Origin of the sequence: Phycisphaera sp., from assembly GCA_025916675.1 — a bacterium.
GTDB lineage: Bacteria > Planctomycetota > Phycisphaerae > Phycisphaerales > UBA1924 > JAHCJI01.
In genome coordinates, this window is record CP098402.1 from 1019517 (window position 1) to 1040674 (window position 21158).

The 21158-nt window shown below is 67.0% G+C and carries 19 protein-coding genes and 1 tRNA gene; 10 read left to right on the forward strand and 10 right to left on the reverse strand.

Annotated elements, in window-relative coordinates; all coding sequences use genetic code 11:
• Positions 1-27 precede the first annotated feature (27 nt).
• Positions 28-101: transfer RNA gene (locus NCW75_04355), tRNA-Arg, on the forward strand.
• Between the two features lie 23 nt (positions 102-124).
• Here the strand turns inward: NCW75_04355 and nth are convergent.
• Both nth and NCW75_04365 read right to left on the reverse strand, forming a co-directional pair.
• Positions 125-832: an endonuclease III gene (gene nth, locus NCW75_04360; GenBank protein UYV14224.1), complete on the reverse strand. Its 708-nt coding sequence runs from the start codon at positions 830-832 to the stop codon at positions 125-127.
• 2 nt (positions 833-834) lie between these two features.
• Entirely contained in the window at positions 835-1488 is a 654-nt protein-coding gene (locus NCW75_04365) for a hypothetical protein (protein ID UYV13520.1), read from the reverse strand.
• Between the two features lie 44 nt (positions 1489-1532).
• On the opposite strand from NCW75_04365, the gene NCW75_04370 reads away from it, so the two are divergent.
• From NCW75_04370 to NCW75_04380, 3 genes are read left to right on the forward strand one after another with little or no spacing between them, the layout of a single operon-like run.
• Positions 1533-2288 (forward strand): hypothetical protein, encoded by a 756-nt coding sequence (locus NCW75_04370; GenBank protein UYV13521.1) that lies wholly within the window; start codon positions 1533-1535, stop codon positions 2286-2288.
• 9 nt (positions 2289-2297) lie between these two features.
• Positions 2298-3257 carry a carbon-nitrogen hydrolase family protein gene (locus NCW75_04375; protein ID UYV13522.1) on the forward strand — a complete coding sequence of 320 codons (960 nt, stop codon included), beginning with the start codon at positions 2298-2300 and terminating at the stop codon, positions 3255-3257.
• A gap of 11 nt (positions 3258-3268) precedes the next feature.
• Positions 3269-4762: a glycosyltransferase gene (locus tag NCW75_04380; protein ID UYV13523.1), complete on the forward strand. Its 1494-nt coding sequence runs from the start codon at positions 3269-3271 to the stop codon at positions 4760-4762.
• Between the two features lie 3 nt (positions 4763-4765).
• On the opposite strand, the gene NCW75_04385 is transcribed toward NCW75_04380, so the two are convergent.
• The 5 genes from NCW75_04385 to NCW75_04405 all read right to left on the reverse strand — a co-directional run bounded on the left by NCW75_04385 (position 4766) and on the right by NCW75_04405 (position 9926).
• The gene (locus NCW75_04385; GenBank protein UYV13524.1) at positions 4766-5899 is read right to left on the reverse strand and encodes a PDZ domain-containing protein; all 1134 of its coding nucleotides are present in this window, start codon (positions 5897-5899) and stop codon (positions 4766-4768) included.
• 20 nt (positions 5900-5919) lie between these two features.
• Entirely contained in the window at positions 5920-7038 is a 1119-nt protein-coding gene (locus NCW75_04390; protein ID UYV13525.1) for a phosphotransferase, read from the reverse strand.
• 4 nt (positions 7039-7042) lie between these two features.
• Positions 7043-7912, reverse strand: coding sequence for a YicC family protein (locus tag NCW75_04395; GenBank protein ID UYV13526.1), 870 nt, complete (start codon positions 7910-7912; stop codon positions 7043-7045).
• Between the two features lie 25 nt (positions 7913-7937).
• Entirely contained in the window at positions 7938-8450 is a 513-nt protein-coding gene (gene secG / locus NCW75_04400; GenBank protein UYV13527.1) for a preprotein translocase subunit SecG, read from the reverse strand.
• Positions 8451-8546: 96 nt separating this feature from the next.
• Positions 8547-9926, reverse strand: coding sequence for a UDP-glucose/GDP-mannose dehydrogenase family protein (locus tag NCW75_04405; GenBank protein ID UYV13528.1), 1380 nt, complete (start codon positions 9924-9926; stop codon positions 8547-8549).
• 157 nt (positions 9927-10083) lie between these two features.
• On the opposite strand from NCW75_04405, the gene NCW75_04410 reads away from it, so the two are divergent.
• The gene (locus NCW75_04410) at positions 10084-10974 is read left to right on the forward strand and encodes a class I SAM-dependent methyltransferase (GenBank protein UYV13529.1); all 891 of its coding nucleotides are present in this window, start codon (positions 10084-10086) and stop codon (positions 10972-10974) included.
• 11 nt (positions 10975-10985) lie between these two features.
• On the opposite strand, the gene NCW75_04415 is transcribed toward NCW75_04410, so the two are convergent.
• Positions 10986-12857 (reverse strand): hypothetical protein, encoded by a 1872-nt coding sequence (locus NCW75_04415; protein ID UYV13530.1) that lies wholly within the window; start codon positions 12855-12857, stop codon positions 10986-10988.
• Positions 12858-13333: 476 nt separating this feature from the next.
• Entirely contained in the window at positions 13334-13861 is a 528-nt protein-coding gene (locus NCW75_04420; GenBank protein ID UYV13531.1) for a hypothetical protein, read from the reverse strand.
• On the opposite strand from NCW75_04420, the gene NCW75_04425 reads away from it, so the two are divergent.
• The 5 genes from NCW75_04425 (at position 13860) to NCW75_04445 (ending at position 18876) form a co-directional block, all read left to right on the forward strand.
• The gene (locus NCW75_04425) at positions 13860-14093 is read left to right on the forward strand and encodes a hypothetical protein (protein ID UYV13532.1); all 234 of its coding nucleotides are present in this window, start codon (positions 13860-13862) and stop codon (positions 14091-14093) included. The genes NCW75_04420 and NCW75_04425 overlap by 2 nt on opposite strands.
• 203 nt (positions 14094-14296) lie before the next feature.
• Complete coding sequence (pheS, locus tag NCW75_04430; GenBank protein UYV13533.1) at positions 14297-15343, forward strand: phenylalanine--tRNA ligase subunit alpha; 1047 nt, start codon at positions 14297-14299, stop codon at positions 15341-15343.
• 229 nt (positions 15344-15572) lie between these two features.
• Positions 15573-17189, forward strand: a complete 1617-nt coding sequence (locus NCW75_04435) for a hypothetical protein (protein UYV13534.1) — start codon at positions 15573-15575, stop codon at positions 17187-17189.
• A 100-nt stretch (positions 17190-17289) separates the two neighbouring features.
• On the forward strand, positions 17290-18213 hold the full coding sequence (locus NCW75_04440) for a hypothetical protein (GenBank protein UYV13535.1): 924 nt from the start codon (positions 17290-17292) through the stop codon (positions 18211-18213).
• Between the two features lie 30 nt (positions 18214-18243).
• Positions 18244-18876 carry a PH domain-containing protein gene (locus NCW75_04445; GenBank protein ID UYV13536.1) on the forward strand — a complete coding sequence of 211 codons (633 nt, stop codon included), beginning with the start codon at positions 18244-18246 and terminating at the stop codon, positions 18874-18876.
• 949 nt (positions 18877-19825) lie between these two features.
• On the opposite strand, the gene NCW75_04450 is transcribed toward NCW75_04445, so the two are convergent.
• The gene (locus NCW75_04450; protein UYV13537.1) at positions 19826-21154 is read right to left on the reverse strand and encodes an FG-GAP repeat protein; all 1329 of its coding nucleotides are present in this window, start codon (positions 21152-21154) and stop codon (positions 19826-19828) included.
• Between the last annotated feature and the right edge of the window lie 4 nt (positions 21155-21158).

A 21158-nucleotide genomic window follows, 5' to 3' on the forward strand; every position in this document is an offset into this window, starting at 1 on the left:
CGCAGGCCGACACCGCGTCGGCCATCCGAGCCCGTAGCTCAATTGGATAGAGCGCTGGCCTCCGAAGCCAGAGGTTCCGCGTTCGAATCGCGGCGGGCTCGTTTTTCCTGCCTCACATCGATGATTACTTCTTGCCTCGCGCGTTCTCACAGAAGCGTTGACAGATGCTGTCCTGCTCGCACAGCCAGCCGCGGGCCTTGCACACCTGCCGGCCGTGGAAGATGATGCGGTGGCTCAGGTCGGCCCATTGGTCGCGAGGGAAGAGCGAGATCAGGTGCCGCTCGACCATGGCCACCGAGGCGTCGTGTGGTGCCAGCCCGAAGCGTTTGCTCAGCCGTTCGATGTGGGTGTCGACGACGAAGCCCTGGTTGATGCCAAAGGCGTTGCCCAGTACCACGCTGGCGGTCTTTCGAGCGACGCCGCGCAGGGTGAGCAACTTGTCCATGGTCTGGGGTACCTCGCCGCCGAAGTCGTTGACCAAGCTGGTCATGGCCGAGTGGATGGCCTTGGCCTTGTTGCGGTACAGGCCGATGGACTTGATGTGCTTCTCGATCTTCGCGGGCGTGGCGTCGGCGTAGTCCTGGGGAGCTGGGAAGGCCTTGAACAGCGCTGGTGTCGCCTTATTCACGCCCACATCGGTGGACTGGGCCGAGAGGATGGTCGCGACGAGTAACTCGTGCGGCGTGGTGTAATCCAATGCGCAGACAGCATCGGGGTACCGCTCGGCCAGCGCCTTGGCGATCCGCCGGGCCCGGGCCTTCTCGGCTTTGGTTGCTTCGGGAACGCGGAATGGAAGATCGCGCAGGCCCCTGGGATTGTCGGGTGTCCGCACTGTCAACGCCGGGGGCCCCGGGCAAGATCGGGCTCTTGAAGCGAAGGGGTACTCGCGGGTCTGGTGGTGTCGACCGCGCCGCCGGTCATCACGCGCCTCGTTGTCGCCAGCGTGAAACCGAGGGCACCCAGCGACACCAGCAAGCTGGCGACCATCACGTTGCTGGCGGTCTTGTGGTGCTTGTCGTACTCGGCCTGCATGGCCAGCGCGTTCGCGGTGTCTCCGAGCGCGGCGGCCTGGCGGTAGGCGGCCAAGTCAGTCTGCATCGCAGGATCGAGCGACGCGAAGCGGAACGTCATGATGCCCATCATCGCCATGATGAGCAGGGCGCGGAGGGCGGCGATCCAGGACCGCGGGTGCGGGTGGCCCTTCCAGCACGCCAACGCGAACGCCCCGCCGCCCAGGCAGATGGCCAGGAAGCCCACCACGTCGGCCCCGATGAACAGCCGCTCGGCCACGTACCCGCCCAGCAGCCGCCAGTGCTCGCCGTCGTAGGCCGAGAACTCGGGCAGGCTCGGGTCGAGCCCCTTGAGCAGCGTGAATACGAAGTATGCCGTCAACCCGGTGACCAGCAACGCCCCGGACCACGTCGCCCACGCGGCCACCTGTATCGCTTCGAGGCGGTAGGGCGGCGGCTTGGGCGGGGTTTCGGGCATCGCTGAGCCTAGCCGCCCGAAGGACGGGCCTGCTACAACTCGGGGTGTTCCAGCAAGCCTCAAGCACGCCCCTGGGCCTCGCCCTGTGCCCCTGGCGAGACGCGCCCGTGCGCGAGGCGGTGGCGCTCGTGGCCTCGCTTGGCTACCGGGCCGCCCAACTCGACGCGACCCACCCCGAGGTCCGCCCGCGGTCGCTCGACCGATCGGCCCGTCGGGACCTGGCCGCCCTCCTGAAACGCAGCGAATTGGAACTGACCGGCCTGGACCTCTGGCTGCCCCCCGAGCACCTCGCCTCTGGCGCTAACGTCGAGCGCGCGGGTGACGCGGTGGTGGGGGCCATAGGCCTTGTGCGTGAGCTGGCCGGCCTCGTGCGAACGAGCCCTGTACTCAGCCTGACCCTGCCCGATGAGCCCGACCCGCACGTCATGGAGGCCATCTCTGCAGCGGCCGAGCGCGATGGCGTGTCGCTGGCCAACCATGCGTGGCCGGCTCCAGAGGCCGGCGAGATCGGCCTCGACCCCGCATTGGCGATCATGGCCGGGGCCAGCCCGGCGAAGGCCGTGACGACGCTCGGGTCACGGCTCACGAGCGTGCGACTGTCCGACGCGGGCGTGGCGGGACGGGTGCCCGTGGATTCGCCCGGGGGCCGCCTTGACGTGCCATCCTTCGTCGCCGCGCTGACGATCTCGGCCCCGGAAGCGCCCGTGGTCGCCGACGTTCGAATGCTGGCCGACACACGCGCGGCCGCCCTTGCTGCGCGGGAAGCCTGGGACGAAGGCCGCGCCCCTATGCACATGTGAGACCCGCCCATGCGAATCGCTATTGCCCAGATCGCGCCCGTTTTGCTCGACCGAGATCGGACGATCGAACGCGCTGTCGCAGCCATCCACGAGGCGGCCAAGAACGGTGCCAGGCTGGTCGCCTTCGGTGAAACGTTCATCCCCGCTTACCCCCTATGGCTGTGCCGGCAGAATGCCGCCCGGTTCAACGAGCCCGCCGTCAAAGAAGTCCACGCGGCCTATCTCGAACAGGCGGTGCGCATCGAGGATGGCCACCTGGGCCCGATCCGCGACGCGGCGCGGACCGCGGGCGTCCATGCCATCGTCGGTGTGGCCGAGCGGCCCAGGGATCGCGGCGGGAACACGATCTACTGCAGTGCCGTGGTCATTGATGACAAGGGAGAGATCGCCAGCGTGCACCGAAAGCTCATGCCCACCTACGAGGAGCGGCTGGCGTGGGGCGTCGGCGATGGGCATGGCCTGCGCATCCACCGCGTCGGGCCGTTCACGGTGAGCGTGCTCAACTGCTGGGAGAACTGGATGCCCCTGGCTCGCGCGGCCCTCTACGCCCAGGGGGTCGACCTGCACGTCGCGATCTGGCCGGGCTGCGAGCGGCTGACCAGGGACATCACACGGTTCGTCGCCCTCGAGGGCCGCTGCTACGTCGCCTCGGCTAGCTCCATCATCCGGCCTCAGGACGTGCCCGGCACGGTCCCGCACCGTAATTCGTGGGCGGACGCAGGCGTGGAGAATGGGGCCTACTACGACGGCGGTTCGTGCGTGGCCGGCCCCGATGGCTCGTGGCTTACGTCCCCGGTCGTCGGACGGGAAGAATTGGTCTACGCCGACCTCGATCCTGCCGTCGTGCGGGCTGAGCGGCAGAACTTCGACCCCAGCGGCCACTACGCCCGGCCTGATGTGCTCGCGCTCACGGTCGCTCGCTCGCGCCAGGGCGTGCGATTCAGCGACGACGGGCCGGCCAACCCATAGACTCGCCTCCCGTGCCCCAGCCGCTGCTGTCCATCGTTACGCCGTCGCTCGATCAGGGACGGTACATCGGCCAATGCCTGGAATCGGTCGCGGCCGAGATGGCGTTGCCCGCCGCGCAAGCCCACGGCGTCGAGCACATTGTGATGGACGGTGGCAGCACCGACGAAACGGTCGGGCTGCTCGAACGAGCCACCCACCTGGCCCACTGGCAGAGCGCCCCCGACGGCGGGCAGAGCGCGGCGATCAATCGGGGCTTGCTCGACCATGCCCGCGGCCGCTACGCAACCTGGATCAACGCCGACGATTGGTTCGAGCCGGGCGCTCTGGGGCCGATGCTGGAGGAACTGGCCAGTGCTGATGCGCCGGACGTGCTGGTCGGGCGATGCCGGTTCGTGGAGGGCGATCGCACGATCTTCGAGCCGCGACCGCCCGAACCAATCGACATCGCAAATCTGTTACGTCTGCGCACGAAGTGGTTCGCCGGCGAGCTGATCGTCCAGCCGGAAGCGTTCTTCAGCAGCGCGTTGTTCGAGCGTGTTGGCGGTTTGAATGAGGCGAACCACTTCACGATGGACCACGAACTCTGGCTCAAGCTGCTCGAAGCCGGGGCCAGCTTCAGATCGATCGACCATCCCGTCGCGTGCATGCGTGTCCACGAGGCCCAGAAGACGGCCGACAACCGCCGGATCGTCGAGTCGCTGATCCGCTTCGGCCGGCCCTTCCTTGACCGCCACGCCGAGATGCTGGGCGAGCCCGGCCGGATTGCTCGGAGCGAGTTGGTCGGGCTCGAACGCAAGCTCACGCTCAGCGAGCCGGTGCTGCGACGGCTCCGCGTACCGTGGGCGAACGTCGAACACACTGAGCGGGTTGATGGAGCCGCGGATGTCGTGCCCGGGGAGTTCCACCTGGCTCCCTTGCGTGCCGTGTTGAGCGCCGTGCCGAAGAGCCCCGGCCTGTTGCGCCGCCGGTATCGGTCCCGCGTGCTGGGCGATGCCCCGATTGCCGAGCTGCCGGTGCGGTTCACGCCGACGACCGATCCGTCGTATGACATGGTGTTGTGTTGGCAGGCGTTCAGCCGCTCACGAGATCCTGCAGCTGAGCTCACGAACGCCGTTGCCGGGCTCCGCGCTGGGGGCGTGCTTGTCGCCATGGCAGAGATCGCGCCATGCGAGCACGGCCTCAATACCTACACGGAGGGCCTGGCCGGCCTCATCGACCAGCAACTGAGCCAGGACCACGACTGGCTGATCGACCCCGCGGCTATGCCTTGGGTCGAATCTCTCGCCGGAGCAAGGCACGACGATGATGCCCGTTGGTTGGCGAGCCATCCTCACCCCTTCGGTATCGACCTGGGGGACCTGATGGACCGGGCGGGTCTGGAACACGTGTCATCCATGACCTACGGCGGCATGTCGTGGCACCCGCTCACGCCGTTCGCCGCGATCGAGGGTGTCCCCGGGCGCGACAGCGACGCGTGGGCGTGCGGGGTGTGGCGGAAGCGATAGAACTTACTGGCTCAGCGCCTCGATCAGCCGCACACGCTCTTGCATCAACCGGGTTTGCTCTCTTTGCAGCGGGCCGAGTTCGTTGCGGAGTTCGGTGATGCGGCCGCGCAGTCTCTCTGCGGTTGCGCGACCATCGGCTGTATCCGCGGTCGCGTGGACTTCGAGTTCCAGCTTTCGCACCGATTGTTCGATCTCGATCGCACGCCGAACGACGCCTTCGAGGTCGCCGTTGAGCCGGCTCAGTTCGGCCCGGATGCCTGCGAGCGGGTCGTTCCCGGGGATGGTCTGCGCTACGACGCCGGCCCGGCGAGCGGCGTACTGCCCGGGTTGGCCGCCCAGGGCAACATCGGCCTCAGCAGCACGCAGGCGGGCCGTCGAAGCCGAGGGCGGTGCCGTCACAACCGATCGTGCGAGGTCGGTATCAAGCCGTCCGAAGCTCTTCTGGCCGCGAAGGCGGTCCATCCGCAGAGCCCAGGCGCGCCGGAGCACGCGTTCATCGAGGGCGGCTACCGACCTGAGGTCTTTTCGTCGGCCGAGGGTCACGGTGACTTCCATTGGCTCGCCGTTACGCAAGAGTGAGATGACGGTCTCTTCTCCTGGCAGGTGCGAGGCGATCGATACCGGGAGGTCCATCGACCCCGACTTGATCGGTGCGCCCGAGAGGGCCAGCACAATGTCACCCGCGCGCAGCTTGCCATGGGCGTCGAAGTTTGCGACGGTGTCACCCAGGCGCACGCCGCGATCGGCGGGTGTGCGGTCGTAGGTGATGCCGAGGCCGGCGCGGGGGGCGTTGAAGAATGCCTGCTTCGCCTCGAGCTCGAATCGCGCGAGCACCTCGGCGCGGTCGCCCTCGCCTTCCGCACTCGCGCCGCGGTCGGCGAGCCACTCGGCCAGCGCCGTTTCGAGCGTGTGGAGCGCCGTCTCGGGACGCAGGGCCCGGGCCAGTTGCTCCAGCACGTCGCTGGCAGCCTTGCGGTCCAGCCAGCTCTCGCTGGCGAGATCGGCCACCGCGGCGCGTGCGGCTTCCAGATCTGTGGCGGGCGTAGCAGGACCGGAATCTTGCTGCGCGAAGCCCCAGGTCGTCGCCAGGGAGATGGCGCACGCTGCGGCAAGCTGTCTTTGACGCCGGCTGATCATGGTGACCATTGTAAGGCCGGCTACGGCCGGGCGTGCTGGAGAACCTTGGCGGGGTGGTCGGCGAGCCACTGGGCCTTGCGTGCCACCATCCGCAGGAAGGGCGACGGATCCCGCCCGTCGAACGCCCCGGTCGCCGCGATGGGCACCGCGGCCTCGGCAATGAGAGCCTCGGCCATCAGCCAGGGCAGGGCTTCGAGGGCCTGCTGGGCTACGCCCGGCACCCCGATCATCGCCCGACCTCCATGGACGCCGCCAAGGAACGCCCCGAGACGATCGCCATCGGGTGGAGTTGGCCACTGGCGGAAATCGGTGCCCGAACCCTGGAGCGAGAATTGCAGCGCCCCATTGGCGATGTCGAGCATCGCCGGGGCCATCCCGGCCGACTCGTGATCGAGCACGGCGGCCAGCTTGCCGCCGTCAAAGATCAGATTGCCCGGGTGCCAGTCGCCGTGAACGATCTGGACCTCGCCGCCCTCGAGGGCGGCGGCGGCGCGTGCCGCCGATTGCTCGTAGAGGGCCCCGAGCCGGGCGGCCAGGTCGCTCCCGCTCGAGGCGTCGAGCGCCTGTGGGAGGCGTGCCAGGGCTCGACGGATTCGCTGGTCGTCGTGGTACACACCCGTCAGCGGCTCGCCGATGGACCGGCCCATTGCTCCCAGGTGGTCGTGGGCGTTGGCCAGCAACGCGTGGTATCGACCCAGTGCCTCACCAGCCAGCCGCGTCTGGCCTGATGAGCGGTCGCACTTGCCGCCGCGTTTGAACCCGCACACCTCGTACACGCGGCCTTCGAGCCGGAGCGCGCTCGCGCCGCCGCGTGCGGGCAGGAGGGGGGCAACCGGGAATCCGTGTGCGGCCAATCGGCGGTGGATCGAATGGATGACGTGCACGAACTCGGGCCCGTCACGTCCGGGCGCCAGCCGCTTGAGCACGACCGGCCCGCACAACGAACCAAGCAGGATGATCTTAGGTGCCTGGGTCGATCCGGCGTTGAGCGGTGCGGCCTTGAGCACCTGGCCGATCGGGTAGTGGATCCGAACATGATGGACCTCGCCGACCGCGAACCCCGCCTGGGCTTCGGCCGAGGCGAGCGTCTCGGGGTCGACCGGCCCCGGTGGAGTCTTGCTTGGTGCGCCTCGGTCCACGGCGTTACTCGACGTTCTGGACCTGCTCTTTGATCCGGTCGATGGCGGCCTTCGCGTCGATGGCCGCCCGAGAGAGATCAGCGTCGGGGCTCTTGCTGGCGATGGTGTTGGCCTCGCGGAGCATCTCCTGGGCGATGAAGTCGAGCTTGCGGCCAACCGGTCCATCTTCTTCGATCGCCAGCAGGAACTGCTCGACGTGCCCGCTCAATCTGGAGATTTCTTCGTTGACGTCGCACCGTTCGGCGTATGCCGCCACCTCGCGCACGATGTCCACCGGCTCGGCTTCGGGTAGGAGTTGTTCGATGCGAGCCTTCAGCCGGGTTTCGTAGAGTTTGCTGACCTCGGGGGCCTTGGACTGCACGACCTCGAGGCTCGCCGAAACCACGCCGCAGAGTTCGGCGAGTTCGGCGTGCAAGGCCTTGCCCTCTCTGGCGCGCATTTCGACCAACTTCTCGCAGGCCCTTGGGAGCAGTTCCTTGAACGCCTCACGCGCGGCGGCAAGCCGGGCATCGAGCGGCTCGGCCCGGAGTACGCCTGGCAGTGCGAGCAGGCCGGCCATGTCCACGGTCGTGCCCGATCCCAGTTTCTGCGAAGCCGCTTCGATCGTCTTCAAATACGCCTCGAGCACGTTCTCGTTGATCGCCCCGGCCTGGCTGGCCGGCGAACCCTCGGCCGAGCAACGCACGGTGACGCTGCCGCGCTGGAGAAGCCCGCGGAGGGTTTCTTCGAGCCCGCCTTCGAGCGGCGCGAACTCATCGGGCAGTCGCACCTGGGCCTTGAGGTACCGGTGGTTCACCGCACGCACCTCGAGGCTGTACGTCACCCCGCCACGCTCCACGCGGGCGTCGCCGAATCCGGTCATGCTGCGGATCATGGGCGCTCTCGCGAGACACCCGGGATCACGGGCCCGGCTCCGGGTCATCGGCGGGCGTGTCGCCGGGTTGATCGGCGGGCGTTTCGCCCGGATCACCTGTGGGTGTCTCAGCCGGGGGTGGTGTGGTTTCGCCGGTGGTCTCGGGTTCGGTGGTTTCGGGGTCGGCGGTCTCGCCCTCGGCGGGCGTGGTCGCGGCCGGGTCGCCCTCGGGTGTCTCGGCGGGTACCTGCTCCCCCGTGGGCGTGGCGACCGGCTGCCCGGGGACGGCCGCCGGTGGGCGGCTGGTGTACACCAGCATGATGGCCGTCAGGATGAACAGCACGAAGGTGCCGATGGTCATCAGCGTCAGGGCGTCCCCGGTCTTGGCACCGAAGGCCGTCTGGCCCGACCCGCCGCTCGAGGCCCCGAACGCTCCGCTCAGCCCGCCGCCCGAGGGGCGCTGGATCAGGATGATCAGGATCATGATGACGGCCACGGCGATGAACGCCAGCATGAGCAGGTTGGAAAGAACCGGATTCAACGCGAGCGTCAGGGGCATTCAGACCTCCAAAGGACAGCCCCACCACAGATCACCGATGGGGAGCCAAGACTGTAGGGCCCGATCTGGGCGATGGGGTGGGGCTTAGGCGGTCGATCAGGCCCGCTGGGGCTCGCCGGCCTGGGTTACGCTGGGGCGGCCCACGCTGTGGTGGCTGAACCCGAGTTCGGCCATCTGGTCGCGCTTGTACAGGTTACGGCCGTCGAAGATGGTCTTCTCGGCCAGCCTCTGGCCCATGCGATCAAAGTCGGGCGTCTTGAACTCGTCCCAGTCGGTCGAGACCACGACGCCGTCGCACCCCTCGAGGCAATCGTACATCTCACCGACGATCTCGGCGGGCACGCCCATCTCGTCGAGCGACTGCTTGCCGGTCTTGTCGGCCACCGAGTCGTACGCCCGGATGGTCGAGCCATGCTCGTGGGCCATCTGCATGAGCGTCAGGGCCGGTGCCTCTCGGACGTCGTCGGTGTTGGGCTTGAAGGCGATGCCCCAGAAGGCCAGCGTCTTGCCCGCCAGGCTGCCACCATAATGAGCCAGGATCTTGTCGAAGAACAGCGTGCGCTGGCGCTGGTTCACGTCGTGCACGGCCTTGGAGAGCTGGGTTTCGAAGCCGGCCTGGTCGCCCATGCCGATGACCGCCAGCGTGTCCTTGGGGAAGCAACTGCCGCCGTAGCCCAGGCCCGGGTAGAGGAACTTGTGGCCGATACGGCTGTCGCTGCACATGCCCTCGCGCACGCGGTTGATGTTGGCCCCGAACTTCTCGCAGAGCATCGACATCTCATTGATGAAGCTGATTTTGGTGGCCAGGAAGTTGTTGCTGGCGTACTTGACCATCTCGGCCGAGGGGATGTCCATGATGAAGATCGGGTGCCCGTTGCGGGTGAAGGGCTCGTAGACCTCGTGGAAGCGCTTGGCGGTCAGGTCTTCGGGATCGTCCGGATGCTCGACGCCGCAGACCACGCGGTCGGGCTTGTTGAAGTCGATGATCGCGTCGCCCTCTTTCAAGAACTCGGGGTTGTCGCCCACGGTGAAGGGCAAGTCGCCCACGGTCTGGCGGATGCGATCCCGCACGGCCAGGGTGGTGCCTACGGGCACGGTGCTCTTGACGACGATGGTCTTGGGGGTCTGGCCCGGCCCCAGGCGCTTGATGACGGCCGCGATGTCGTCGGCGGCCTGCATGACGTACTTCAAGTCGGCCTTGCCGTCGGCCCCGCTGGGCGTGCCCACGCAGATGAAGATCATCTCGGCGTCTTCGTAGGCCAGGTCTTTATCCAGCGTGGCTACCAGACGGCCGGCCTTGAGGTTGCGCTGCATGAGTTCGGTCAAGCCCGGCTCGTAGATGGGGCACTCGCCGCGGTTAATCTGGTCGACCTTGTCCTTGACCACGTCGAGGCAGACCACGTCGTTGCCGGTGTTGGCAAAGCACACCCCGGTTACCAGCCCAACATACCCCGTGCCCACCATCGTCAGCTTCATGCCGATTCCTCTCCTGGATGCCCGGACGAACGGAACCCCATCGGGAGGCCCCTCACCGGCCCGAATCGGACCTTCCGCGGCGTATGGAACTACTCTAGGCTCCCGTCGTTTCATCGAAACCCGGTGGCCCAGACTTGAGCCGACGCTACACTGGCCGATGGCCGATAAGACACCCACGAAGAGCAGTACCAAGCCCCCACGCGGCGTCTCCAAGCGCACCGCCAAACGCCGGGCCAGCGCCGCCCCCAAGCTGACGGCCTCGACGGCCGATCGCCACCAGCTCTACACCGCCGCCGTCCAGAACGTCGAGGGCGAGATCGACTTCATCGATGAGACCTACGAGACCCTTCGGGGCAAGAAGGCCGTCAGGCTGCGCGAGGATTTCTGCGGCACCGCCCAGACCAGCGCCGAGTGGGTCCGCCGCCGGCCAACCAACGCCGCCGTCGGGCTCGACCTGGACGAGGCCACCCTCCAGTGGGGCCGCGACCACGTGCTCAGCCAACTCAGCGCCGAGCAACTCGAACGCCTGACCCTCAAGAACCGCGACGTGCGCGACCCGGGCAAGAAGGGCCGGGACATGGACGTCGTCCTCGCGATGAACTTCAGCTACAACGCGCTCATGGTCCGGGCCGACCTGCTCGAGTACTTCAAGGCCGTCCGCAAGAGCCTGGCCCCCGGGGGGCTGTTCTTCATGGACTGCTACGGCGGGTACGAGAGCCTGATGGAGCAGGAAGAACGCCGCCAGTGCGAGGGCTTCACCTACGTCTGGGAGCAGGTGCGGTACAACCCCATCGACGCGTCGCTCGATACGGCCATCCACTTCGAGTTCAAGGACGGCTCGGAGATGCGCGACGCGTTCACCTACCACTGGCGGCTGTGGAGCATGTCCGAGCTCCGCGACCTGCTGCTCGAGGCAGGCTTCTCCAAGGCGACCGCCTACTGGGAGGGCGACGACGGCGAGGGCGGCGGTGACGGCGAGTTTAAGCCCGCCACCGAGGGCGACGCCGACGCATCGTGGATCGCGTACATCGTCAGCGAGATCGACTGAGTCCTGCTCCGTTAGCCGCATCCGGCGTCAAACGCGTTCTGGAACGCCAGGAAATCGAACAGGGTGAAGTCGCCATCGCCGTCGAAGTCGGCGCGTGGGTCGCTCGCGTCGAAGAGGTTCTGGAACGCCAGGAAGTCGAACAGCGTGAGCTCGCCGTCGCCGTCGAGGTCGACCGGGCAGGCTGTGCCGCCCGAGACCTCGACGAAGGCAGAAAACTCGCTTGTGGCGTGGCGGCCAATGTCGGTGGCGGTCGCCGCGACAATCCAGGACTCATCGATCCCCACAGCGGGGAAGCTGGTGTCGAAGCCGGCCTGGCCGGTCGTGTCGGTGCTGGCTTCAAGGTTGCCAAGCCAACGCTGGCCCTCGCCGTGGCCCGAGCCGTCGCCCTCGGGTGAGGCGTAGAGGTCGATGCGATAGTCACGCGAGGGCAGAGAATTCAGCGCACCGATGATCCGGACCGAACCACCGCTTACTGCGGCCGAGTCGATCACCGGGAAGTTCTGCAGGCCGTTGGGCCCCTCGTCGGCGTCGCCATCATCGTTCTCGGTCACGCCGCCCGAACCCGACGGGAAGGCGCGAAGGTCGATGCCCAGCAGCCCATTGGCGAAGATGCTATTGCCCGAGATGTCCACGCCGTCAACGACCGCGCCCGCGATGGTGATGCCATCCAGGTCGGTGAAGGCGATCACGTTGCCCGCGTCGCCGGTGGGGCCGCCGATGCGGACGTTGGTGATCGAGCGCGTGATGGTGGTGGGGCTGATCTCGATGCCGGCGTAGGTCGGCACGGGGTTGGTGCCGGTCGCGTCGGTCCCGATGCGGTTGTTCTCGATGACCACGCCGTCGACGGTGTCGTTGATCGAGGTCACCCAGATGGCCTTGCCGAAGATCAAGCCCGCCGAGCCGGCGACGCCCGGGGCCCGGATGCCCGAGATCAGGTTGCCGGCGATGGTCGTGTCGTTGGAATCCCACACGAACACGCCCTGGACGCCCGAGTTGGCCCGCCGCGTCCCGGCCTCGTCGGTGCCGATGGTATTGCCCTGGATGAGCGTGCCCTGGGCGAAGGAGACCTCGACGCCCGCGCCCGTGGGCCGGCCCTCGCCGCTGGTGCGGCCGAAGCCGTTGACGAGGTTGCCCTCCTGGGGCGTCGGGCCGCCGATGCGATTGCCCGTGGGGTATCGGGTGCCATCGGCGCAGAAGGGCGAGCCGTGGATGGAGACCTGGGTGATGCGGTTGGCGACGACGACCGAGTCGTTGGCGCCGCAGGCGAGTTCGACCAGGCCCAGGTCGTTGCCCTGGTTCGCGTCCGTACCGCCGATCTGCGTGCCGGTCACCACGGTGCCGAAGCCGGGCCGGACGGCGATGCCGTTGGTGCGGTTGGCATAGAAGCGGTTGTCGTCGCCGCTCCACACCTCGATCGATACGTCGGTGTTGCTCATAAAGCCCAGGCCGATGACGGTGCACTCCGCAGCGCCGATCACCACGCCCGGCTCGCCGACGAACGCGGGATGGAGGTGGATCATGCCCAGCGCGGGCCGTGTGGGGTCGGGGGCGCCCTCGTACCGGGCCTGCGAGAGGAAGTCGATGGTCGTGCCCGCCCGGGTCACGGCGACGAACGCCGATTCCTCGAGCCGCAGCAGGTCGCCCAGCGGGTCGGCCGGGTCACGATCGATGGCAAACTCGATGGTGTGCACTCCGGGCGTGGCGTTCAGGGCGTTGACGGCCTCGCGCAGCGAGACCATGCCGTCGGGGCCGGGCAGGTCGGCGATGGTGCCAAAGCTGTCGGACACGTCCTGGGTCGTGTCGACGGTGACCAGCGATTGGGTGTGGGCGGTGGCGGCGGCGAGGCACACGGCCAGCGCGGCCGTTCGCGGATTGCTGTTCATCTGGATCCTCCTGGGGAAGCGCTCGGGGGCGGCTTGGGAGTGGGGAGTGGGGAGTGGGGGGTGGGGGGTGGGGGTGTTGTGGGAGCGGTATGGCAATCCGCGTGCCAGGCCCCGTCGCGGCTCGTGCACGGTGCGGCCGCCACGGACGATGGCCACGGGTGCCATGCGATCGGCCAGGGGTGGCCCGTACCAGCCCGCATCGGGCCAGATGGTTCGGGATCGGGGTCGTTCCGGGCCGCAAGGTCCGGAGAACACCCCGGCGATGCTCCATCACGCAAGCGCGATGGAGCATCACGCATGGGTGATGGAGTGTTGCGGGCCGGTGATGGAGCATCGCCCATGCCCCACAGTGAGTTGCGGACATGCGATGGAGCATCGCGCGACCGCGACGGGACCTCACGGATCACGCGCGGAGCCGTTGCGGCCCCCCTGGCTCGCCGATCGGGCCGAATGGCCCGGGCGGGGGCTTCTCGGACTCAGCACGCGTTCTCGAACTCGTTGATGAACTCCAGGAAGTCGAAAATGTCCAGCCGCCCGTCGTAGAAGAAGTCGGCGCGTGGGTCCTCGGCGTCGAACAGGTTCTGGAACTCGAGGAAGTCAAACACCGTCGCCTCGCCGTCGCCATCGAGATCGACCGGACACGAGAGCAGCCAGCGGATCTGGTCCTCGGCGATGGTTCGTCCGCCCTCCCAATTGTCCCATTCCTGGCCGTTGACGATCACGCGGCCGTCACGCGCGACGAACACCGCTGGCGTGCGGTCGTCCTCGAACACGGCGATCGGGAATCCGCCTGGCAGGATCTCGAAGCGGTCGCCGTAGTCGGGGCCGAAGATATCCGGAGTGACTGGCATGCCCAACGCACTCGAAAAGGCGGGATGCCGCAGTTCCGGATCGGAAAAGCCGCCAAATGGCACGCGGATCGTTTGCAGCGGCAATTCGAGATTCTCCGTCCCCGCAATCCCCAGCAGGTCCCAGAGCAACGGGTTCTGCTCGATCTTGGCCATGGAGAACATGATCTTGCCGCCGCGCTGCACGTGGGCCTCGAGCTCGGCGGCCAGGTCGGCCTCGAACCCGCGCCCGAACGCGAAGCGCCAGCGGATGATGACCAGTTCCCACTCCTGCGGCGCGGAGCAGGTCGAGCAGGTCCTGGGCGTCGGCGATGATCGAGGTGGTCTCGGGACTCAGGCCGAGGCCGGCGATCGCGCTGCTGATGGGCAGATTCTCAAAACCACTTGATCTCGTGAACAAGATCCTCTGGTCGGGCTGGGCGTGGGTGGTAAACGCCGCAATCGCCAGGATGAGTGTTCCCAAAACGTATCGGCTTCGAATGTTCGCGCCTCCCACTCATTGCGGGCGGCCGATCTCCCAACACGCTCGCCCTCTTGCCATACGGCCTCATCGATCGGAGCGTTCCACACTCCCCGTCCTACCCTGCCGCCATGACCAGCGACTCTCCCTTCCTCGATACCCTCTCGACCCTCCAGCGCGATGGCCTGGCCGAGCTTGAGGGGGCTGCCGACGCCGCCGCCCTCGAAGCCTGGCGCGTGGCGTACCTGGGCTCCAAGGGCCGCCTGAAGGCCGCGATGGCCGGCATGAAGGACGTGCCCAAGGAGGACAAGCCTGCGGCGGGCCAGAAGGCCAACGCGGTGAAGACCGCCCTCGAAGGCGCGTTCGAGGCCAAGCAGGCAAGCCTGGGCAGCGCCGGTGGGGCGGTGCCGACCGTCGACCTCACCGAGCCGGGGCTGCACGAGGCTCGGGCCCTGGGCCGGCGGCACATCCTCATGCAAGTCCGGGCCGAGCTGGTCGAGGTGTGCGCGCGGCTGGGCTTCGCCGTCGTCAGCGGGCCCGAGCTCGAGGACGAGGACCACAACTTCACCAAGCTGAACATCCCAAGCGACCACCCCGCCCGCGACCCGATCGATAATTTCTACGTCGACGACCCGGCGAAGACGGATCGCCCGCGCATGCTGCGCAGCCAGACGTCCACTGTGCAGATCCGCACGATGGAGAAGGCGGTCAAGGAAGGCTGGGGGCCTCCGTTGAAGGTCATCAGCCCCGGCCGCGTGTACCGGCCCGACACCGTCGACGCGACGCACACGTTCATGTTCCACCAGCTCGAGGGGCTGTACATCGACGAGGGCGTGTCGCTGGTCGACCTCAAGACCACGCTCTTGCAGTTCGCCGAGGCCTACTTCGGCAAGGGCGCCGAGATCCGCCTGCGCCCCAGCTTCTTCCCCTTCACCGAGCCCAGCGCCGAGTTCGACATGATGATCGCCCTGCGCCCCGGCGACGAGCCCAAGTGGATCGAGCTTGGCGGCTGCGGCATGGTCGACCCCAACGTGCTGAGCGCCTGCGGCATCGACCCCGAACGCTGGACCGGCTTCGCCTGGGGCTTCGGCATCGAGCGCCTGGCGATGGGGAAGTATGGGATCCCGGATATCCGGATGCTGTTCGAGAATGACCTGCGTTTCTTGCGGCAGTTCTAATATCAAGTTCTCGACTTTCGTGGGCGTATTCACTCAATGATGGCGTGGATTCGACTCGATTTTTGAGACTTTGAAGATTCGATCTTGCATATCCCATCCGGGTGTGTTGCAATGCCATATGAACCATCGCACGCGCGCCGCACGACCCTTGGAGGGCCGTCGGCGCCCTGAGGCCGTCGGGCAGTAGCCGCGATGGAGCGACCCCGGCCCGGGCGGCGGGAGAGGAAACATGGAGACCCTGCTCGCACCCGTGCGGCGTGAGTTGCCCTCACGCGGCCGCGTTGTCGCCGTCGCGTTCGCCGCCGGCACTGTATTCTCGGCACCCATCGTGTTCGACTACGAGCGCGCCCACGCCGACGAGCCGATTACCACGACGGTGGTGGTGACCGTCGGCCTGGGCGTCGTGGCCGGCCTGATCGCCAACTGGATTTACGACTCGCTCACCGGTGAACCAGATACGAAGGTCTGCACCACCACAAAGTACAAGCAGTACTTCAGGAACGGCCGGCTGAAGAGCGAATGGGAGCAGACCAAGTACACCCAGAGCCCGGCCGAGATCGTCTACCCCGACGAGTTTCCAGGTCTGGAGTCGAGCCTCGAACCCAGCTACGAGATCAGCGATCGCACGTTCATGGATTCCACCCCCACGGGTGAGACGATCGTGATGTACACCGACAGCCTGCACCATGCCGACGTGAGCCATCCGGACATCGAGGACTACGTGCGGTACGAGATGGATCGCGTCACCCAGTGGCGGCTCCTGCGCCCGCCGGGCGTGCTCGATCCCTCGAGCCAAGCCGGCATGTTCGACGTGGGCGACGTCATGCTGGGCACCACCGACACGGCCGGCACCACGGGCTTCTCGCACTACGAGCTCAGCCTCGAGATCGCCGAACTGGGCATGGTGCTCGAGTCCTACGCGATGGTTCGACAGGGCGAGATGCCGATGGTTTCGGGCGATATCCCCGAGGCCATGTTCGCGATGGCACCCGGCGAGTTGACGCTGGCCGGGGTGGGGATGCCGTTGGATATGCCGATCCCCGACGGCATCGACACGCTGAACTACACGCTGCGCTACCGCAGCATCGGCAGCGGCATCGACCTGGCCTCACCCTCGCGCACCTCGCTCTCGCACGCGGCCGAGCCGGGCACGATCGAGACCGGCGTGGGCCTCGCGTGCGTCAGCGATGACCCGCCGCCCAGCACCTTTGACACCAGCGCCTGGGTCAGTTTCGATCTCCCCGACGACTTCGTCGTCACCGATATCTCCATCGGTGTCGACGAGGCCGAGTCGCCCACGGGCGAGCAGACCATCGCCGTGCGTCTCTACAGGGACACGGATGGTGGTGATCCGGTCGGCCCCGACCTCGAACTGCTCGACTTCACGATGGTGCCGATCCCTGATATGTCGCTGACTCTCCTGAGTGTGCCCGCCAATGCGGAGATGCTGGCCGGCGAGACGCTCGTGGTCGAGGTGGCCAGCCGCGATCAGGTGGAGCGTTTCCCGGGCGTGCTGTCTCGATTCTTCCTTGGGGCAAACGAGCTTGGCAACGATGGTACCAGTTACATCAGCGCCGAAGACTGCGGCGTGTCCGACCCGACCGACGTGGTCGATCTGGGTTTTTCACCCGAGTTGGCATGGGCGATCCAGGTCAACGGCATCGGTGTCGCCGTGCCGTGCCGGGCGGACATCGACGGCGATGGTGCGCTGACGCTGTTCGACTTCCTGGCATTCCAGAACCTGTTCGACGCCGGCGACCTCGGTGCCGACTTCGATGGCGATGGCGTGCTCACGCTGTTCGATTTCCTTGCGTTCCAGAATGAGTTCGACGCTGGTTGCCCCTAGGCGAGTGCGCGTGAGAGTTTGGTGAAGATCACCCGGCGCTCCCCGGGCGGGCCGGCAGGTCGGCTATCCTCGCGGCAACACTGCCCGAGGAGGCCGCGCTGTGCCAGTTATTCTTCGCATCGCCACTGCCATCGTTCTCGTTCTGCTCGCGTCGCGGGCCGACGATGCGCCCCTCGTCCTCGCCCACCGCGGCGCTTCGGGGCACCTGCCCGAGCACACGCTGGCGGCGTACACGCTGGCGTGGTCGATGGGTGCCGACTATCTCGAGCCCGACGTCGTGCTCACCAGGGACGGCGTGGCGATCTGCGCGCACGATGTGAACATGGAGCGGGTGACGGACGTGGCCGAGCGGTTTCCCGATCGGGCCCGCGATGATGGAAAGTGGTATTGGATCGACTTTACGAACGATGAGGTGCGCACGCTGCGCGTGACGTACAAAGACGTGGGTGGGGCGGTGCCGACGTTCGAGGAGTTCCTCACGCTGGCCGATCGGCTGAACGCCATCGGCGGTGAGCACGGGCGGGCTCGAGTGGGCGTCATCCCCGAGCCCAAGAAGCCGGCATTCCACCAGCAGCACGGCTGGAATGTCGAGCGGGTGGTCTGGCTCGCGTTGTCGGAGCACGGGTATCGTGCGTCCGACGACCCGGCCATCATCCAGTGCTTTGATCTCGACGCATTGCAAGGCCTCCGCGATGCCGGCGCGACGCTCCGCCTCGTGTGGAACGTCGGCGAGCACCCCGACGACGCCGACCTGGAGCGAGCCGCCGCGTTCTGCCATGGCCTGGGCATCAACCGCAACCTGCTCGAAGACGAGAACACCGGCCAGCCACTGCCGCTGCTACAGCGGGCCCACGAAATGGGCCTGGCCCTCTACCCATATACATTCAAGGACGAGCCCGAGGCGATGGCCCGGTTCTATCACGAGCACGGCGTCGCGGGACTGTTCTCCGATTACCCCGGGGTCGCACGCCGGGCGGCGGATACTCGACCGGATGAGCGCGCACACGGCGGGGGGCGTCCCTAAACTGCCCCGTTCTCAGCGAAAGGGGCCCCGATGGACGAGCACGCCGACACGCCGAAGACCGACAAACCCGGGCCCCAGGGCGGTGATCCCATCCACCCCGAACAGATCGAGCTAGAGCCGGCAACCCCCGAGCCCACCAAGCCCAAGAAGCCCGATCGTGCCGCCGCCGCCGGCCTGCCTAGCGAGTTCGGGCCCGAGGTCCGCGTGCTGAAGCTCCGCCCGACCATGTTCCGGGCCCGGCCGTTCTCCTACATCGGCCTCGCGTCGCTCATGGCCGGGGCGGGCGTGCTGGCCCTGGTCGCGGCGATCAAGAAGGAACCGCTCTGGCCGGCCGACGGCTTCTGGCTCGTCGTGTGCCTGATCATGTTCATGGCCGGCGCCATCGTGATGGGCGCGTGGTTCCTCAAGACCATGAGTGCGTGCCTCGACGTCACGACCAAGCGCACCACCGAGAACCACGGCCTGTTCAGCCGCGCGACCAGCGAGGTGCTGCACGACAACATCCGCAACATCGCCGTCAAGCAGAGCTTCATCGACCGCGTCTTCAACGTGGGCGTCATCGAGATCTCCAGCTCGGGCCAATCGGGCATCGAGATCACGATGAAGAACATCCGCGACCCGCACGGCGTGCGGGAGACGATCGACAAATACCGGGAACTCTAGTAGACGCCTCGCCGGCGGGGCCTCGGGCTTGCGCCCTTGCGCCGGGGGCATGCGCCCGAGAACGGGCGGATGCCCCGGCGCAAACGTCTAGGGCGCGCTCGTGCGCCAAGGGCTCTTCACGCCGAAGCATCCGCCGAGCGAGTCTTCGAGCGAAAGCGCATGCGAGAGGCGCGGCCGCTGAGCGGCCCGGCCGTGAGGCCGCAAGCGAGCGAAGCGAGCGCTCAAAAGCAACCCGTTGGGCGAGCGCTGGCGCAGCCGTCTTCGGCTCCGCCGAGCGGTGAAGAACCAAGAACGCCCGAGAGCACCCCCACGAACGACCGCGACCGCCCGTCCCCCCGCGTTCTCGGTCCCGAACAACCTTGCTCCCACACGCACACTCTCGGACCTCCACCGGACACCTTTGCGGCCCGTCCCGAAATGTTTGCAGGGAATCCCAAGATGTTTGCGGCCCCTCCGGACATGTCCGCGGGCCCTCAGAAGACGTGTGCGGCCACTCTGGGATCGCGTGCGGGGCCACGCACCACGCTCGCGGGCCACCCGGACATTGGTGCGGATCCGTTGGATACGCACTCGAGCGTTCCAGCGATGGGCGCGGGCCAGCACGCGGTGCCGCAGAGCCCGCGCGATGCGGCGTTCGCGTGTCGATTTCGGGCCTCTCAGGCCGCACATCGTGCATCGGGCCGCCCGCACGGGCCGAGAAGCCCGGCCCCGCTCGATCGGGAAGCCCGCCGCCGCCGGTCCGATCATCGCGCGGCCATGCACCGTGATCGGACGAGAGGGAAGGGCCCGACCCGAACAGCCGCCCCGCCCGAGCCGTGCTGCGTGAGCACGCGACCTTTTCTGTTATAGGGCATTGGGCATTGGGCAATAGGCAGTGGGTCTAAGGTGGGCGGTCTTGATCCGTTCCGCCCCATTGCCCAATGCCCAATGCCTAGTGCCTACTGCCTTCTTACGAACACCCCGCATCGAACGCCGTTTGGAACGCCAGGAAGTCGAAGATGGTCAGCTCGCCGTCACCGTCGAAGTCGGCGATGGGGTCGCCGGCCTGGAAGAGGTTGAGGAAGGTGAGGAAGTCGAAGATGGTGAGGGCGCCGTCGGCGTCAAGGTCTGGCGCGCACAGCAGGCAGGCGAGGTCGTACACCTCGGCCATGCCCTGGTCTTCGCCGATGTGCAAGAACTCGCTGCAGCCGATGGCGAGCTGGCCACCGCCGAGGTCGACCGATTCGGCATAGTCAATACCGCCGACGGTCGAGACGATCCGTGCGGCGTGCCGCCACTGCCCGTCGGCTTCGCGTTGGAACAGGTGGGCCGCGCCGACGCCGGTGGTCCCTACCTCGCCCCTCGCGCCGATGGCCAGCAGATCGCCCTGGAGCGAGACGTCCCAGCCGAAGCGCGCGCCGTCCTGGGGCTGGGGTGCCAGCAACTCCTGGTGCAGCACCCATTGATCGCCATCGTAGTGGTAGACGTACGCCGCGCCGATCGAGCGATCGGCCACCCAGCGGCGGGCGATGGCGCCCACCACGAGCGTGTCGCCCTCGATCGCCAACGAGAAACCGAAGTTTGGGCCGTAATCGACGGGGCCGGGCTCGAGCTTTTGCACGAGTTCGGGTGAGCCGGCGTTATCCCAGCGGTACACATACACGGCACCATGTTCGTTCGGTATGCCGCGTGTATCTTCACCCGGTGCGCCAACAAGGATGAACTCATCGTTGACGACAATCGCGTTACCGAAATAGACTCTCCCTGTTACGCCTTCACTCGGCCTCAGTTCGCCTACTTGCTGCCACTGGCCCGTGATCTGAGTAAAGGCAAGAACAGTCGTACCCCAGTTCGCTACCGCGGCCTTTTGGCCAAAGATGGCAACGGTCTCCCCCCACGGCGATCGTGAAGCGATATCTGGTGACCCCAAGCGGCCCGACTCGATCCAGCGTGCCCCATCGAAGTCGTAGATCACAGCCCCGCCATAGCGTTCCACACCCAGGCTGCCCGTGATGAACTTGTTACCGTCAAGCTCAATGTCTCCACCGCTCGCCCCGGGGACCGTGTGTGTAAACACCCAGTTGCCCCCGCCGTCACGTTCATAGGCGTAGATCTTGTCGGCGAACCGATCGTTCACCAACAGGTGCTCATCGCTGATGGCCACATCCTGCCCGAACTCAAGCAGCCTGGGCTCGAAATCCGGGAAGAATCGTTGAGGCTCGCACTGGGCGTGAGTCGTGGGCGTCTGGACGGTGGCGAGGGCGAAGCCGGCTAGGGCAGACAAAGTGGCGTGTATCATACTG

Bases quoted from the DNA above. Each gene is read 5' to 3' on its own strand.
- NCW75_04425 (UYV13532.1), top strand. From the start codon at position 13,860: ATGGAGAACATGATCTTGCCGCCGCGCTGCACGTGGGCCTCGAGCTCG.
- NCW75_04450 (UYV13537.1), bottom strand. From the start codon at position 21,154: ATGATACACGCCACTTTGTCTGCCCTAGCCGGCTTCGCCCTCGCCACC.
- NCW75_04395 (UYV13526.1), bottom strand. From the start codon at position 7,912: ATGATCCGCAGCATGACCGGATTCGGCGACGCCCGCGTGGAGCGTGGC.
- NCW75_04385 (UYV13524.1), bottom strand. From the start codon at position 5,899: ATGATCAGCCGGCGTCAAAGACAGCTTGCCGCAGCGTGCGCCATCTCC.
- NCW75_04365 (UYV13520.1), bottom strand. From the start codon at position 1,488: ATGCCCGAAACCCCGCCCAAGCCGCCGCCCTACCGCCTCGAAGCGATA.
- NCW75_04405 (UYV13528.1), bottom strand. From the start codon at position 9,926: ATGAAGCTGACGATGGTGGGCACGGGGTATGTTGGGCTGGTAACCGGG.
- NCW75_04445 (UYV13536.1), top strand. From the start codon at position 18,244: ATGGACGAGCACGCCGACACGCCGAAGACCGACAAACCCGGGCCCCAG.
- secG (UYV13527.1), bottom strand. From the start codon at position 8,450: ATGCCCCTGACGCTCGCGTTGAATCCGGTTCTTTCCAACCTGCTCATG.
- NCW75_04410 (UYV13529.1), top strand. From the start codon at position 10,084: ATGGCCGATAAGACACCCACGAAGAGCAGTACCAAGCCCCCACGCGGC.
- NCW75_04415 (UYV13530.1), bottom strand. From the start codon at position 12,857: ATGAACAGCAATCCGCGAACGGCCGCGCTGGCCGTGTGCCTCGCCGCC.
- NCW75_04435 (UYV13534.1), top strand. From the start codon at position 15,573: ATGGAGACCCTGCTCGCACCCGTGCGGCGTGAGTTGCCCTCACGCGGC.
- NCW75_04375 (UYV13522.1), top strand. From the start codon at position 2,298: ATGCGAATCGCTATTGCCCAGATCGCGCCCGTTTTGCTCGACCGAGAT.
- NCW75_04420 (UYV13531.1), bottom strand. From the start codon at position 13,861: ATGGCCAAGATCGAGCAGAACCCGTTGCTCTGGGACCTGCTGGGGATT.
- pheS (UYV13533.1), top strand. From the start codon at position 14,297: ATGACCAGCGACTCTCCCTTCCTCGATACCCTCTCGACCCTCCAGCGC.